The following is a 12,670-nucleotide window of genomic DNA, read 5'->3' as shown; positions in this document are numbered from 1 at the left end:
GTGCGCGGGCGCGCCCGCCGCTTGGATCGGTGGCATGACGATCACGCACACGCTTCCCGGGCGCTGGGTCGAAGGCGCCGGGCTGGTGCTCGGCCCGTCGCTGCTGCTCGCCGGGGTGCTCATCCGGGCGGGCGAGGGCGATTTCTTCCCCGACCAGCTCGCCGCCTACGCCGCCCAGCCGGAGCGGATGGTCCTGTCCTACAGCCTGTACGCGGCCGGGGTCGTGCTCCTGTGGCCCGCCGTGACCTCGCTGGCCCGCCTGATCAGCAGGTCGCACCCCGGCTGGGCGCAATGGGGCGCCACGCTGGTGATCCTCGGCCTTTTCGGACGGGTCTTCCACGCAGGGGTGAGCCACCTGGCCTTCCATCTGGTGGACGTCCTCGGGCTGGACGCGGCGCAGCGGGCGGTCGAGGCCACCTATGGCGCCTTCCACGTGTTCAAGGCGGTCAACCTCTGCATCATGGCGGGCTGGATCGTGCTCGCCGTCGGCGCCTACCGCGCCAGGGCGCTCGGCGTCGTCCGGTGCGTCTGCCTGGCGCTGGCGGCCGGGCTGCCGCTGGGCGTGCTCAAGGGCAGCAGCGACCCGATCTCGCTGGTCGCGCTGGCCGGGCTGGCGGTCGCGCTCGTGCCGCTGGGCGTCTCCGTGCTGCGCGACGGCCCCGCTCCCCGGTGGTGGGCCGCCGCCCTGGTCGTGGCGCTGATCCCGGTCGCCTTCTTCCTCGGATTGTCCGGTTGAGCGGCTACCGTACGGGCACCCGCAGGTCGCGGAAGCTTCCGATCTTGACCTGGATCGACGTGGCGCCTTCCGGCAGCGCGAACAGGCCCCAGAACTCCTTCTCCTCGCCAGGCCCGAACTTCTCGGTGGCGAGCCGCACGCCGGACAGGTCCGTGCAGGCGCAGTACGAGTCTTCCGACACCTGCAGCCGCCCCGGCAGGTACGCCCGCCGCGCGGCCACGTCGGTCAGCGTCACGTTGAAGGCCGCCTGGTACTTGAACGACATCCAGTCCCGCGAGTGGTGCAACTCGTTGAACCAGGTCTCGGCGTTCCCCTCGTTCGTGATCCGGTAGGTCAGCAGCCCGAGGCCGCCGGGGAGCCGCCGCAGCCCCGTCACCTGCATGGAGATCGGCTGACCCGCCGCCTTCACCGTCGGCTCCTCGGCAGTCGGCGAGGACGTGGGCGCCGGTTGCCCGGCGGCGGCCTGCGGCTTGGCGAAGGTCACCGTGACCCGCCTGTTGCGCCGCCTGCCCTCATCGGTGTCGTTGCTGTAGAGCGGGCGGCGGGAGCCGTACCCCTTGGCCTGGAACTCCACGCCCTGCCGGGTGACGAGAGCGGACAGCGCCCCGCGTACGGCCTGGGCGCGGCGCTGGGAGAGCGGGTCGTTGACGGCGTCGGTGCCGGTGGAGTCGGCGTGCCCCTCGACCTGCACGGTGGAGCCGGGGGAGGAGTCGATCAGCTTGGCCGTACGCGCCAGCACGGCCTTGGCCCTGGCGGTGAGCCGGGCCTGGTTCACCGCGAACAGCACGTCCGACGAGAGGTTGACGTGGAGATCCTTGCCGTCGTCCGCCGTCTCCTCCGATCGGTCCAGCGACTCCGACGGGGTGACGAGCGGGCGGGTGACAGCGGTGACCTGCTCGGCGTCGGGATCGGGGATGGTGACGCCCGGCGGTGTGGCCGGGGGCCCGTCGCTGATCGGCACCTCCGGCATCGGGAGTCCTGCCGGAGTGACGACCGTGGCGCTGGCGGGGTCGCCGGAGGGGGCGGGCATGACCGCGTACACGCTGATCGACCGGCCGGGTTCGATGAAGTAACCGAGGCCGTCGCGTTCCTGGTCGCTGCAGAGGCAGGGGGAGCCGGTCGGCTGGTACGGCAGGATCCAGGCGCGGGCCTGGGCGTCGAGCACGCCGATGCCGGACGCCCACTTGATCGCGCCCAGCGGGCGCGTGTTGTCACCCATCTGGCCGGTCCACGACAGCTTCTCTTTCGCGCCCGTGTTGGTGAGCCTGAGCTGGGCCACCAGGTGCTTGGCCTTGATCCGGTTCAGCCCGACGACCTCGATCTTGAGATCAGGGGTCAGGGTGCTGCGTGTCTCGGCCAGCGCGGGGCGGGTGTCCTCGGGAGTCCCGCTCGGGCTCGCGGCGGCGGGGGCGGTGGCCGACGGCGGTGTGCTGGGGGCAGGGGGCGGCGTCTGCCGCGCGCAGGCTGACACCATGAGCAACGCGACGAATGGGGCGATAATCCGATAGATCACCGGACGATCCTGCCGTACTTTCCGTCCGAATATCGGTATTACGGCTGAGCAAGAAGCTTGACGATCGCGACGACGCCGATGCAGACGATCAAGCCGCGCAGGATCGGCGCGGGCAGCCTGCGGCCCAGACGCGCGCCGAGGAAGCCGCCGATCATCGAACCCACAGCCACCAGCAGCACGGCCGACCAGTCGACGTCCGCGACCAGGCTGTAGAGGACGGCGGCGGTGAAGTTGACCAGCAGGGCGAGCACGTTCTTGGCCGCGTTGATGCGCTGCAGCTTCTCGTCCAGCATGATGCCCATCAGGCCGATGAGCAGGATGCCCTGGCCCGCGCCGAAGTAGCCGCCGTAGGCGCCGGCGGCGAGCGTGCCCAGCCACAGCCACGGCCCGCCGTGCGCGCGCCCGGGCCGGGCGGACAGCAGGCGGCTCAGCTTGGGCTGGATGAGGACCAGCGCGCAGGACAGCGCGATCAGCACGCTCACAATCGCGTTGAAGCTGCTCTCGGGCAGGGTGAGGAGCAGCAGCCCGCCGGCCAGCGAGCCGATGACGGAGGCCGGGGCCAGCCTGAGCAGCCGCTCCCGCTGGCCCTTCAGCTCGGGCCGGTAGCCCATGACGCCGGTGAGGCCGCCGGGGACCAGGCCGATGTTGTTGGAGACGTTCGCCGTGATCGGCGGCAGGCCGACGGCCAGCAGTGTGGGGAACGTGATCAGGGACCCCGAGCCGACGACGGTGTTGATGGCCCCGCCCGCCACCCCGGCCGCGAGCACCGCGACCATCTCCAGTGGTGTCATGCTCGGAGACTCTAGGCCATATCTCTCTTTCTAAGACGAATCATTCCACGATGTGAGAATATCTTCGATGGTCGTAAGGCGTGACGCGGCCATTCGGGCACGGTTTCAAATGGAGATCACGACCTTGCCCGCTGCGTGGCCCTGCTCCTGGTAGCTGACGGCCGCCGGGATCTCCGCGAACGGGTAGGTCCGGTCGATCACCGGGTGGATCTCGCCGGCCTCGATCAGCTCGGCCAGCGTCATGAGGTTCTGCTTGGTCTCCGTGCAGGGCACCACCTCCGTGACGACCACCCGCTGGGACACGAACAGCCCCGCCGCGAGCGTCGCGAACACGTGGCTCGCGGGCTGGAACCAGCGGCCGGCCGGGCCGCCGATGAGGACGTGGGTCGCCTTACGGGTCATCACCCGCCGGCAGGCCGAGCCGGAGCGGCTGCCCGCGATGTCCAGCAGCAGGTCGTAGCGCCGCCCGCTCCGGGTGAAGTCCTCCTTGGTGTAGTCGACGACCTCGTCGGCGCCGAGCGACCTGACCAGGCCCACGTTCCTGGAGCTGCACACGCCGGTGACGTGAGCGCCGAACGCCTTGGCGAGCTGGACTGCGAACGTGCCCACGCCGCCGGAGGCACCGTTGACGAGGACGCGGTCGCCCGGCTGGACGCGGCCGTCGTCGCGCAGGGCCAGCAGGGCGGTGCCGGCCGCCATCGGCACCGCCGCCGCCTCCTCGAACGACACGTTCCTCGGCTTGAGCGCGAGCTCGCTCTCCGGCACGCACACGTACTCGGCGAAGCCGCCCTGCTTGGGCATCGCGTACACCTCGTCGCCGGGGCGGAAGCCGGTCACGTCCTTGCCGACCGCCTCCACCTCCCCGGCCACGTCGGCGCCGAGGACGCTGAACCGCGGGCCGCGCAGCCCCGGACCGCCGCCCATCAGGCGGGCGACGTACGGCTCGCCGCGCAGGAAGTGCCAGTCGTAGGGCTGGACGGAGGTGGCGCGCACCCGGACCAGCACCTCGCCGTCGCCGGGCACGGGCTGGTCGAGGTCGGTCAGGACGAGGGGCGAGCCGTACGAGGGGAGGACGAACGCTTTCATGGCTTTCTCCTTGTGGGGGACTCGCGACCAGTGTCGCCAGGCCCGCCACGCCCGCTCTACGGCCGAAAGTACGACGTCTTCCCTGGCCGATCGGCCCGATCAGAGCCTGACGCGCTTGGTCTCGTACGCCCACATGGCGATCTCGACGCGGTTGCGGACGCCGAGCTTGAGCATGAGGCTCGCGATGTGGCTTTTGACCGTGCTGAGGGAGATGTGCAGCTCGTCGGCGATCTCGTTGTTGGTCCGCCCGCGCGCCACGGTGGCCAGGATCTCCTCCTCCCGGCCGGTCAGCGCCTCGCGGGGCTGCGCCGGCGGCGTGGCGCGCCCCGAGTAGGCGAAGGTCTGCAGCAGCCGGGCCGTGATGTTGGGGGCGATGAGCGCGTCGCCGTCGGCCGCGGCGCGGACGGCCTGGGCGAGCAGGTCCGGGCCGGCGTCCTTGAGCAGGAAGCCGCGGGCGCCCGCCCTGAGGGCGGCGTAGACGTACTCGTCGAGGTCGAAGGTGGTGATGACGACGACGGCGAGCGGATCCGCGACGCCCGGCCCGGCCAGGCGGCGGGTGGCCTCGATGCCGTCGAGGCGGGGCATGCGGATGTCGAACAGGCACACGTCGGGGCGCAGCCGCTGCGCGAGCTCGACGGCCCGCCGCCCGTCGCCGGCCTCGCCGACGACCTCGATGCCGGGCTGCGCGTCGAGGATCATCCGGAGCCCGGTGCGGGCGATCTCCTGGTCGTCCGCGACGATCACCTGGATGTCGCGGTCCTGGGCGGTCACGTCGCCGCCCCGGTGCGGGGGAGCACGGCGGTCACGGTCCAGCCGCGGTCGGGGTCGGGGCCGGCCTCGCAGGTGCCGCCGAGCAGTCCGGCACGCTCGATCATCCCCAGGAGCCCGTAGCCGGGCATCGGGTGCGTGGAGCTCGTCTCGCCGTCGTCGCTGACGCGCAGGCGCACCGACGTGTCGTCGGCGGCGACGCGGATCCGGATGCGGGTGGCGTGCCGGGCGTGCCGCCGGGCGTTGGTGACCGACTCCTGCGCGATGCGGTAGATCGCGGCTCCGACCGCCGGAGGCAGGTCGTCGAGGTCGCCCAGCATCTCCACCTCCACGGACGGGCCGACGCGGGCGCGCCCGGCGAGCTCTTCGAGATCGGTGATCCGCCGTCCGGGCGCCAGCTCCGCCGGTTCGTTGCGGCGCAGGACGCGGACCATGGCGCGCATCTCGGCAAGGGTACGCGACGCCTCCGCCTCGATCACGCGGAGCGCGTCGATGGCCGCCTCCGGCTTCGAGGGCGCCGTCGCCAGGCCCGCCTGCGCCCGGATCGCCATGGCGGAGACGTGGTGGGCGACGATGTCGTGCAGCTCGCGGGCCAGCTGCTCGCGTTCGAGCAGCTTGACCTGGTCGAGCTCGCGCATCCGGGCCCTGGCCCGGAACCGGAACGCCGCCCCCAGCGCGACGGCCGAGAAGATGACGGCGAACGCGCCGACCGCGTCGGCCGGGGCGAGGTCGTAGAAGGACGCCGAGACGCCGACGGACAGGAGCATGATCGCGAAGCCGAGCACGATCTCGCGCCCCGACCCCCACCTGTAGAGCGCGTACACGATGATCAGCAGGAACGCCATCGTGTACGTCTCGGCACGGTGACCACCTGTCACCAGCGGGACCAGCATCGTGGTGACGAAGGGGATCGCGAGCATCAGCAGCGGCCTGGTGCGCCGCCAGAGCAGCGTGAACACCAGCCCGACCGTGACGGTCACGGAGACGGCCCGCCACGGGAGGTCGGGGCGGACGACCCCTTCGAGCACCGCGAGCGGCACGAGCACCCCTACGAGCGCCCAGTCCCGCCACACGCGTAACGGAGGGTCGGAGGGACGGGGCTCGTTCCACAAGGAGCGAAGCACGCCTTCATGGTAATCACCCAAGGACCGCGCCGATCGCGGTCATGATCGGGATGGACAGGCCCGTGGTCAGCAGCACCGCGCTGCGGGCCAGGCGCCGGGCGGTGTCGTAGTTCACCGCGTAAACGTAGATGTTCTGCGCCGTCGGCAGGGCGGCGAAGAGGGTGGCGGCCAGGAGCGCGCTGTCGTCGAGGCCGAGGGCCAGGCGCGCGGTCAGGTAGGCGACGGCTGGTTGGACGAAGGCCTTGAGCGTGACCGCGAGGAAGATGTCCTTGCCGACGCCGTTCGCCTCGGGGGCCGCGGGGGTGCGCTGGGAGCCGTACAGGCTGAGGCCGTACGCGACGAGGGCGACGGGCACGGCCGCGCCGCCCAGCAGCTCGACCGGGCGCATGATCAGGACGGGCAGGGAGATCCCGCTGACCGCTAACCCGAGCCCGAGGAGGGAGGCGACCGTGAGGGGGTTGCGGAACGGCAGGAGCAGGGCCGCGCGCACCGAGCGGGCCCCCTTGTCGAGGATGAGGAAGGAGACCGGGGTGAGGACGATCAGCTGGAAGAGCAGGATCGGGGCGACCAGCGCGCCGTCGCCCAGCACGTAGATCGAGATGGGCACGCCGAGGTTGCCGGCGTTCACGTACGACGAGGCCAGCGCGCCGATCGTGGCCTCGCGGCGGTCGCGGCCCCAGGCCAGCCGCGCCACCAGCACGTAGACGAGCTGGACGCACGCCACCGCCACCACCTCGGTCAGCAGCACCGGCGAGAAGAGGATGTGGAGGTCCGCCCGGGACACGGTGGCGAACATCAGCGCCGGGGTGGCCACGAAGAAGGCCAGGCGCGACAGCACCAGCTCGTCGCTGGCCCGCAGCAGGCCCCCCATCCCGATCAGGTAGCCGATCACGGCAACGGACACCAGGGCGGCGAACGCCGCGACAACCCCCGACACTGACCAACCTCCGAAATGGGACGTTCAGCAGCGTATCGGGATGGTTGACCGACGAAGCAGCGGGTCTACGCTGGGCCCATGCGAGTAGCGGTGATTGGCGCCAGCGGTCATATCGGCACGTACCTCATCCCCCGGCTGGTCGAAGGCGGACACGACGTCGTGGCCGTGAGCCGGGGCAAGCGGGAGCCCTACAGCCCCCACGGGGCCTGGCAGCGGGTCACCCAGATCACCGCCGACCGCGACGAGGAGGACGCCGACGGCACGTTCGGGCGGCGGATCGTGGAGCTGGAGGCCGACGTCGTCATCGACCTCATCTGCTTCACCGAGACCAGCGCCCGCGACCTGGCGGCGGCGCTGACCGGGAAGGTCCGGCAGTTCCTGCACTGCGGGACGATCTGGACGCACGGGCCGAGCAGCCGGGTGCCAACGACCGAGGACATGCCCAAGCGGCCGCTCGGCGAGTACGGCAAGCAGAAGGCCGCCATCGAGGCCCACCTCCTCGACCGCGCCCACCGCGACGGCTTCCCCGCCACGATCATCCACCCCGGGCACATCACCGGCCCCGGCTGGGTGCCGGTCAACCCGGCGGGCAACGTCGATCCGGCCGTCTTCCAGACGCTGGCCGACGGCTACGAGCTGGCGCTGCCGAACTTCGGCCTGGAGACCGTCCAGCACGTGCACGCCGACGACGTGGCACGGCTGTTCGTGGACGCCATGGTCAACCCGTCGGCCTCCGTGGGCGAGAGCTTCCACTCCGTGGCCACCACCGCCCTGACGCTGCGCGGTTACGCCGAGGCGGTGGCGGGCTGGTTCGGGCAGGAGGCGCGGCTGACGTTCCTGCCGTGGGAGCGGTGGCGGGAGACGGTGTCGGAGCGGGACGCGCAGATCACGCTCGACCACATCTCCTACAGCCCCCACTGCAGCATGGAGAAGGCCGAGCGGCTGCTGGGGCACCGGCCCCGTTACGCGCCGCTCGAGGCCATCTCCGAGGCGGTCGACTGGCTGGTCCGGGCGGGCACTATCACCCGGTGACGGGCCTCACCCGGTGAGCGGGCCGAACGCCTTCCTCGTGTCGATGACGTCGCCGAACAGCTGCCAGCGCTCGCCCTTGAAGGTCATGAGCTGCATCGACTCGATCGGGAAGCCGTCTCCCTGACCGGTATCGAGCGTCACGCCCGGCAGCAGCATGTCGATCTTCACGCCCTGGAGGCTGCGTACGGAGTCGCGCAGCCCCTCGCGGGTCGGGCACTTGGCCGCCTCCATGGCCTTGTGGAAGCTGTTCGCCACGGCCCAGCCGAAGGTGAAGAAGGGGACGTTCGGGTCGGCTCCGGGGGCGTACTGCTGCATCTTCTGCTTGTAGAGCACCATCTCGGGGTCGCTCTGCCACGTCGGGTCGTTGGGGTCCTTGTAGTACGAGGCCGACACGACGCCCTGCACATTCTCGAAGCCGACGGGCTTGAGCACGGTGATCGAGGCGGAGACGTTGTTGATGATGTGCAGCGGGTTCCAGGAGGTGTTCCTGGCGTCGGCGGCCAGTGCCTGCGAGCCGAACTTGGGCGTGGTGATGTCGAGGAGGACGTCGGCCTTCGACTCGGCGAGGTTGCGCATCTGGGGGTCGATGCTGGGGTCGGTCACCTCGTAGCTCTGCTCGGCCGCGATCGTGATCCCGCTGCCCTCGACGGCCCGCTTGAACCCGCCGAACAGGTCCTTGCCGAAGTCGTCGTTCTGGTAGAGGACGGCGACCTTGGCCTGGGGCTTCTCCTGCTTGAGGTACTGGGCGTAGACGCGGGCCTCGGAGACGTAGTTGGGCTGCCAGCCGATCGTCCACGGGTGCGCGGTGTCGGTGCCCCACTTGGAGGCGCCGGTGGCGACGAAGATCTGCGGCACCTTGCGCTGGTTCGTGTAGTCCCAGGTGGCGGTGGTCGAGGGTGTGCCGAGCGTCTGGAACAGCGCGAACACCTGCTCCTGCTCCACCAGCCTGCGCGCCTCCTCGACCGCCTTGGGCGGCTGGTAACCGTCGTCGCGCACGACGAACTCGACCTTGCGCCCGCCGATGCCGCCCTTCTCGGCGTTGACGTAGTCGAAGTACGCCTTGATGCCCTTCGGGATGTCCCCGTAGGCGGAGGCGGGGCCCGAAAGCGGGTAGATCCCGCCCAGTTTGATGGTCTTGTCGGTGATGCCGGTCGTCTGCTGTCCCTGGCACTGGCCCGACGCCGTCGTGCCCGAGCCGCCGTTGTCCCGCCCCCCGCAGGCGGCGACCAGGAGAAGCAGCGCAGCCGCCCCGATCGCAGATACACGCATCCCTCTTACTCCTTCCGGGGAACCTTCTTGATCAAGCGCCCGGCCAGCCCGGCGAGCCCCGTCGGGGCCACGTACATCACCGCGATGATCAGCAGGCCGAAGATGACGCCGGGAGCGGCGTCGTTGATGTCCTGCGCGATGCTCGGTACGAACATCACGAACAGCCCGCCGAGCACCGGTCCGGACAGCGAGCCGAGCCCGCCCACGACCAGTCCGGCCAGCAGGGTGATCGACAGGTTGACCGTGAACGAGTCCGGCGACACGAACCCGATCACCCACGTGTAGAGGCAGCCCGCCGCTCCGGCGAACATCGCGCTCCACGCGAACGCGAACGTCTTGTAGAACGACAGCCGCACGCCCATCACCTCGGCCGCCGTCTCGTCGTCCCGCATGGCGTGCAGCGCCCGGCCCACGCGCGAGCGCAGCAGGCTGCCCGCCACCAGGAACGCGGCGACGGCGACGATCAGCGTGAGGAAGTACAGCCACTGGTCCTCGGCCAGGCCGCTCCAGGCGGGCGGCGCGGGCTTGGCCAGGGTCAGCCCCATGGACCCGCCGGTGACCGGCTCGAAGCGCTTGAGCAGGGGGACCAGGAAGATCGCGACGGCGAGCGTGACCAGCGCCAGGTACAGGCCGCGCAGGCGCATGGCCGGCAGGCCGAACGCCAGGCCCAGCACGAACGCCGCCCCCGCCGCGACGGGCAGGGTCAGCGGGTACGGGAGCGCCCAGCGGTCGAGGAGGATCGCGGTCGCGTACGCGCCGACGGCGAAGAACGCGCCGTGCCCGAGCGAGATCTGGCCGGCGTGGCCGACGAGGAGGTTGAGGCCGAGCAGTGCCACGGCGTAGACCAGCACCATCGTGAGCTGGAAGACGTGGAACGGGGCGAGCTGGAAGGGGGCGTAACACGCGGCCGCCAGCAGAGCCGCACTCATCACCCACCGCCGGCGGACTGCGGGCGGCATCGTGGCGGACGTCCCTTCGGAAGTGGGGGTGGGCGTCGTGGCCGGCGGCGTGGCGGTCATGACCGCTCCACCACCGCTCGCCCGAACAGGCCGCGGGGCCGTAGCAGCAGCACGCCGAGGATGATCACCAATGGCACCCCCACCTTGAGGTCGGACCCGATGAACCCGACGTAGGCCCCGGCCAGCGTCTCCGCCACGCCGACGACCAGCCCGCCCACGACCGCGCCCACCGGGCTGTCGAACCCGCCGAGGGTCGCCGCCGCGAACGCGTAGATGAGGACGCCGCCCATCATGTTCGGCTCCAGGAACAGCAGCGGCGCCACCAGCACCCCCGACACCGCGCCCACGGTGGCGGCGAGTCCCCAGCCGAGCGCGAGCGTCCAGCCCACCCGGATCCCGACCAGCCGCGCCGACGACGGGTCGGCCGCCACCGCCCGCATCCCCAGTCCGATCCTGGTGTGCTGGAAGAGCACGTACAGGAGCCCCATGACCAGCGCCACCACGCCGAGCACTCCTAGCGTCGAGAAGCTCACGCTGATCCCGCCCGCCTCCAGCGCGCCGCCCGGGAACGGGTTCGGGAAGTCCTTGATCAGGAACGACCAGATCCACCCGGCGGCGGCGTTGACGAAGATGAACAGGCCCACCGTGACGATGACCAGTGTCAGCTCGGGAGCGCCCTCGACCGGCCGGATGATCACGCGTTCGATGAGCATCCCGCCCGCGAACGACACCGCCAGCGTGAGCGCCAGCGCGAGCCAGAACGGCAGCCCGGCGGCCATGCACTGCCAGGCGATGTACGTGGAGAACATGGCCAGCTCGCCCTGGGCGAAGTTCACGATCCCGGTGAACTGGTAGATCAGCACCAGCGCCAGCGCCATGCTCGCGTAGATGGCGCCCGCGCCGAGCCCCTCGACGACCTGCTGCACGAATCCGGCCATCGGCTACACCCGGTATCCGAGGTAGGACTGCGCGACCTGCTCATCGGCCCTGATCTGCTCGGCCGTGCCCGACAGGACGATCCGCCCGGTCTCCAGCACGTGCGCCTGCTGGGCGATGCCGAGGGCGAGATGGGCGTTCTGCTCGACGACGACCACGGTGGTCCGCTCCTCTGCGTTGACGGCCTGGACGATGCGGAACAGCTCCCGGGTGACCATCGGGGCCAGGCCGAGCGACGGCTCGTCGAGCAGGAGCAGCTTGGGGCGCAGCATGAGAGCCCGGCCGATGGCCAGCATCTGCTGCTCGCCGCCGCTGAGGCTGCCCGCGGCCTGCTTGAGCCGGGTCTTCAGCACCGGGAAGTACGTGTGGACGCGTTCGAGGTCCGCCTCCACGGCGGCGCGGTCGCGGCGGACGAAGGCGCCGAGCCGGAGGTTCTCCTCGACGGTCAGCGGCATGAACGTGCCCCGCCCCTCGGGCACGTGGGCCACGCCCTGCCGGGCGAGCGCGTCGGGCGAGCGGCCCACCAGGTCCACGCCGTCGAGCGAGACCCGGCCGCGGGTTCTGATCATGCCGGACAGGGCCCGCAGCAGGGTCGTCTTGCCCGCGCCGTTCGGGCCGAGGATCGCGCAGACCTCGCCCTCGCGGACGGTCAGGCGCACGCCGTGCAGCACGCGGGCGTCCCCATATCCAGCCACCAGTTCCTCGACGACGAGAGTCATACGGCAGTCCCCAGGTAGGCCTCGATGACGCCGGGGTCGCGCTGCACCTCGCCCGGTGGCCCCTCGGCGATCTTGCGGCCGAAGTCCAGGCACACGATCCGCTCGCAGATCCCCATCACGAACCCCATGTGGTGCTCGACCACGATCACGGTCAGGTCGTACTCGGAGCGGATCGCGTCCAGCGTGCCCGCGAACTCCTCGACCTCGGCCGCGTTCAGCCCGTTCACCGGCTCGTCGAGCAGCAGCAGCCGGGGCCGGCACATGAGCGCGCGGGCCAGCTCGACCCGCTTGAGCGTCCCGAACGGCAGCCCGGTCGCCGGGTGGTCGGCCACACCGGTCAGGCCGAGGCGCTCGATCACGGCGTCGGCGTCCGCGCGCAGCGCGCGCTCCTCGCGGCGCACGCCGGGCAGCCGCAGCCCCGCGGTGAGGAAGCCGGCGCGGCCCCTGTGGTGCGCGCCGACCAGAACGTTGTCGCGTACCGACAGCCGGGTGAACAGGCCCAGGTTCTGGAAGGTGCGCGCGATGCCCATCTCTGCGATCGCGTACGGCGCCACGGCCGTCAGATCCTTGCCCTCGTACACGATCGTCCCGGAGCCGGCGTCGTACCGCCGGGTCAGGCAGTTGAACAGGGTGGTCTTGCCGGCGCCGTTCGGCCCGATGAGCCCCACCATCTCGCCGCGCGCCACCTCGAAGCCCACGCCGTCCAGCGCCGTGATGCCGCCGAAGCGAACGGTAAGATCGTGCACCTCCAGCATCCGGCCTCCTGGAGAACAATGTTCTGAATGTGGGCTCAGCGTAGG

13 protein-coding genes are annotated in these 12,670 nt (G+C 71.0%); 2 read left to right on the top strand and 11 right to left on the bottom strand.

The window, feature by feature from the left end; genetic code table 11:
• The first annotated feature begins 34 nt into the window (after positions 1–34).
• Positions 35–736, top strand: coding sequence for a hypothetical protein (locus ACIBI9_RS23855; protein WP_397224364.1), 702 nt, complete (start codon positions 35–37; stop codon positions 734–736).
• A 4-nt stretch (positions 737–740) separates the two neighbouring features.
• On the opposite strand, the gene ACIBI9_RS23850 is transcribed toward ACIBI9_RS23855, so the two are convergent.
• The 6 genes from ACIBI9_RS23850 to ACIBI9_RS23825 form a co-directional block, all read right to left on the bottom strand.
• Entirely contained in the window at positions 741–2,249 is a 1,509-nt protein-coding gene (locus ACIBI9_RS23850) for an OmpA family protein (RefSeq protein ID WP_397224363.1), read from the bottom strand.
• 38 nt (positions 2,250–2,287) lie between these two features.
• A complete protein-coding gene (locus ACIBI9_RS23845) occupies positions 2,288–3,040 on the bottom strand; it encodes a sulfite exporter TauE/SafE family protein (protein WP_397224362.1) in 753 nt (250 codons plus the stop codon).
• 105 nt (positions 3,041–3,145) lie between these two features.
• Positions 3,146–4,126, bottom strand: coding sequence for an NAD(P)-dependent alcohol dehydrogenase (locus ACIBI9_RS23840; protein ID WP_397224361.1), 981 nt, complete (start codon positions 4,124–4,126; stop codon positions 3,146–3,148).
• 99 nt (positions 4,127–4,225) lie between these two features.
• Positions 4,226–4,897 carry a response regulator transcription factor gene (locus ACIBI9_RS23835; RefSeq protein WP_355193791.1) on the bottom strand — a complete coding sequence of 224 codons (672 nt, stop codon included), beginning with the start codon at positions 4,895–4,897 and terminating at the stop codon, positions 4,226–4,228.
• The gene (locus tag ACIBI9_RS23830) at positions 4,894–6,018 is read right to left on the bottom strand and encodes a sensor histidine kinase (RefSeq protein WP_397224360.1); all 1,125 of its coding nucleotides are present in this window, start codon (positions 6,016–6,018) and stop codon (positions 4,894–4,896) included. The genes ACIBI9_RS23835 and ACIBI9_RS23830 overlap by 4 nt, the downstream gene beginning before the upstream one ends.
• Before the next feature lie 13 nt (positions 6,019–6,031).
• Positions 6,032–6,955, bottom strand: a complete 924-nt coding sequence (locus tag ACIBI9_RS23825; RefSeq protein ID WP_397224359.1) for an AEC family transporter — start codon at positions 6,953–6,955, stop codon at positions 6,032–6,034.
• Between the two features lie 78 nt (positions 6,956–7,033).
• Between ACIBI9_RS23825 and ACIBI9_RS23820 the strand changes: the two genes are divergently transcribed.
• Positions 7,034–7,987, top strand: coding sequence for an NAD-dependent epimerase/dehydratase family protein (locus ACIBI9_RS23820; RefSeq protein WP_397224358.1), 954 nt, complete (start codon positions 7,034–7,036; stop codon positions 7,985–7,987).
• 6 nt (positions 7,988–7,993) lie between these two features.
• Here ACIBI9_RS23820 and ACIBI9_RS23815 read toward each other — a convergent pair whose 3' ends face one another.
• Genes ACIBI9_RS23815 through ACIBI9_RS23795 form a run of 5 tightly spaced genes read right to left on the bottom strand, consistent with a single transcriptional unit; the run spans position 7,994 to position 12,625 of the window.
• The gene (locus ACIBI9_RS23815; RefSeq protein WP_397224357.1) at positions 7,994–9,256 is read right to left on the bottom strand and encodes an ABC transporter substrate-binding protein; all 1,263 of its coding nucleotides are present in this window, start codon (positions 9,254–9,256) and stop codon (positions 7,994–7,996) included.
• Between the two features lie 5 nt (positions 9,257–9,261).
• Positions 9,262–10,275, bottom strand: a complete 1,014-nt coding sequence (locus ACIBI9_RS23810) for a branched-chain amino acid ABC transporter permease (RefSeq protein ID WP_397224356.1) — start codon at positions 10,273–10,275, stop codon at positions 9,262–9,264.
• Positions 10,272–11,153: a branched-chain amino acid ABC transporter permease gene (locus ACIBI9_RS23805; RefSeq protein ID WP_397224355.1), complete on the bottom strand. Its 882-nt coding sequence runs from the start codon at positions 11,151–11,153 to the stop codon at positions 10,272–10,274. Before ACIBI9_RS23805 ends, ACIBI9_RS23810 begins: the two co-directional genes overlap by 4 nt.
• Before the next feature lie 3 nt (positions 11,154–11,156).
• Positions 11,157–11,870 carry an ABC transporter ATP-binding protein gene (locus tag ACIBI9_RS23800; RefSeq protein WP_397224354.1) on the bottom strand — a complete coding sequence of 238 codons (714 nt, stop codon included), beginning with the start codon at positions 11,868–11,870 and terminating at the stop codon, positions 11,157–11,159.
• The gene (locus ACIBI9_RS23795) at positions 11,867–12,625 is read right to left on the bottom strand and encodes an ABC transporter ATP-binding protein (RefSeq protein ID WP_397224353.1); all 759 of its coding nucleotides are present in this window, start codon (positions 12,623–12,625) and stop codon (positions 11,867–11,869) included. The genes ACIBI9_RS23800 and ACIBI9_RS23795 overlap by 4 nt, the downstream gene beginning before the upstream one ends.
• Positions 12,626–12,670: the final 45 nt, after the last annotated feature.

It is taken from the genome of Nonomuraea sp. NPDC050451 (assembly GCF_044458585.1).
The sequence above is the reverse complement of the archived record's forward strand: the minus strand, read 5'-3'. Positions and strand labels throughout refer to the sequence as shown.

Bases quoted from the DNA above. Each gene is read 5' to 3' on its own strand.
- ACIBI9_RS23855 (WP_397224364.1), top strand. From the start codon at position 35: ATGACGATCACGCACACGCTTCCCGGGCGCTGGGTCGAAGGCGCCGGG.
- ACIBI9_RS23845 (WP_397224362.1), bottom strand. From the start codon at position 3,040: ATGACACCACTGGAGATGGTCGCGGTGCTCGCGGCCGGGGTGGCGGGC.
- ACIBI9_RS23840 (WP_397224361.1), bottom strand. From the start codon at position 4,126: ATGAAAGCGTTCGTCCTCCCCTCGTACGGCTCGCCCCTCGTCCTGACC.
- ACIBI9_RS23820 (WP_397224358.1), top strand. From the start codon at position 7,034: ATGCGAGTAGCGGTGATTGGCGCCAGCGGTCATATCGGCACGTACCTC.
- ACIBI9_RS23815 (WP_397224357.1), bottom strand. From the start codon at position 9,256: ATGCGTGTATCTGCGATCGGGGCGGCTGCGCTGCTTCTCCTGGTCGCC.
- ACIBI9_RS23810 (WP_397224356.1), bottom strand. From the start codon at position 10,275: ATGACCGCCACGCCGCCGGCCACGACGCCCACCCCCACTTCCGAAGGG.
- ACIBI9_RS23805 (WP_397224355.1), bottom strand. From the start codon at position 11,153: ATGGCCGGATTCGTGCAGCAGGTCGTCGAGGGGCTCGGCGCGGGCGCC.
- ACIBI9_RS23800 (WP_397224354.1), bottom strand. From the start codon at position 11,870: ATGACTCTCGTCGTCGAGGAACTGGTGGCTGGATATGGGGACGCCCGC.
- ACIBI9_RS23795 (WP_397224353.1), bottom strand. From the start codon at position 12,625: ATGCTGGAGGTGCACGATCTTACCGTTCGCTTCGGCGGCATCACGGCG.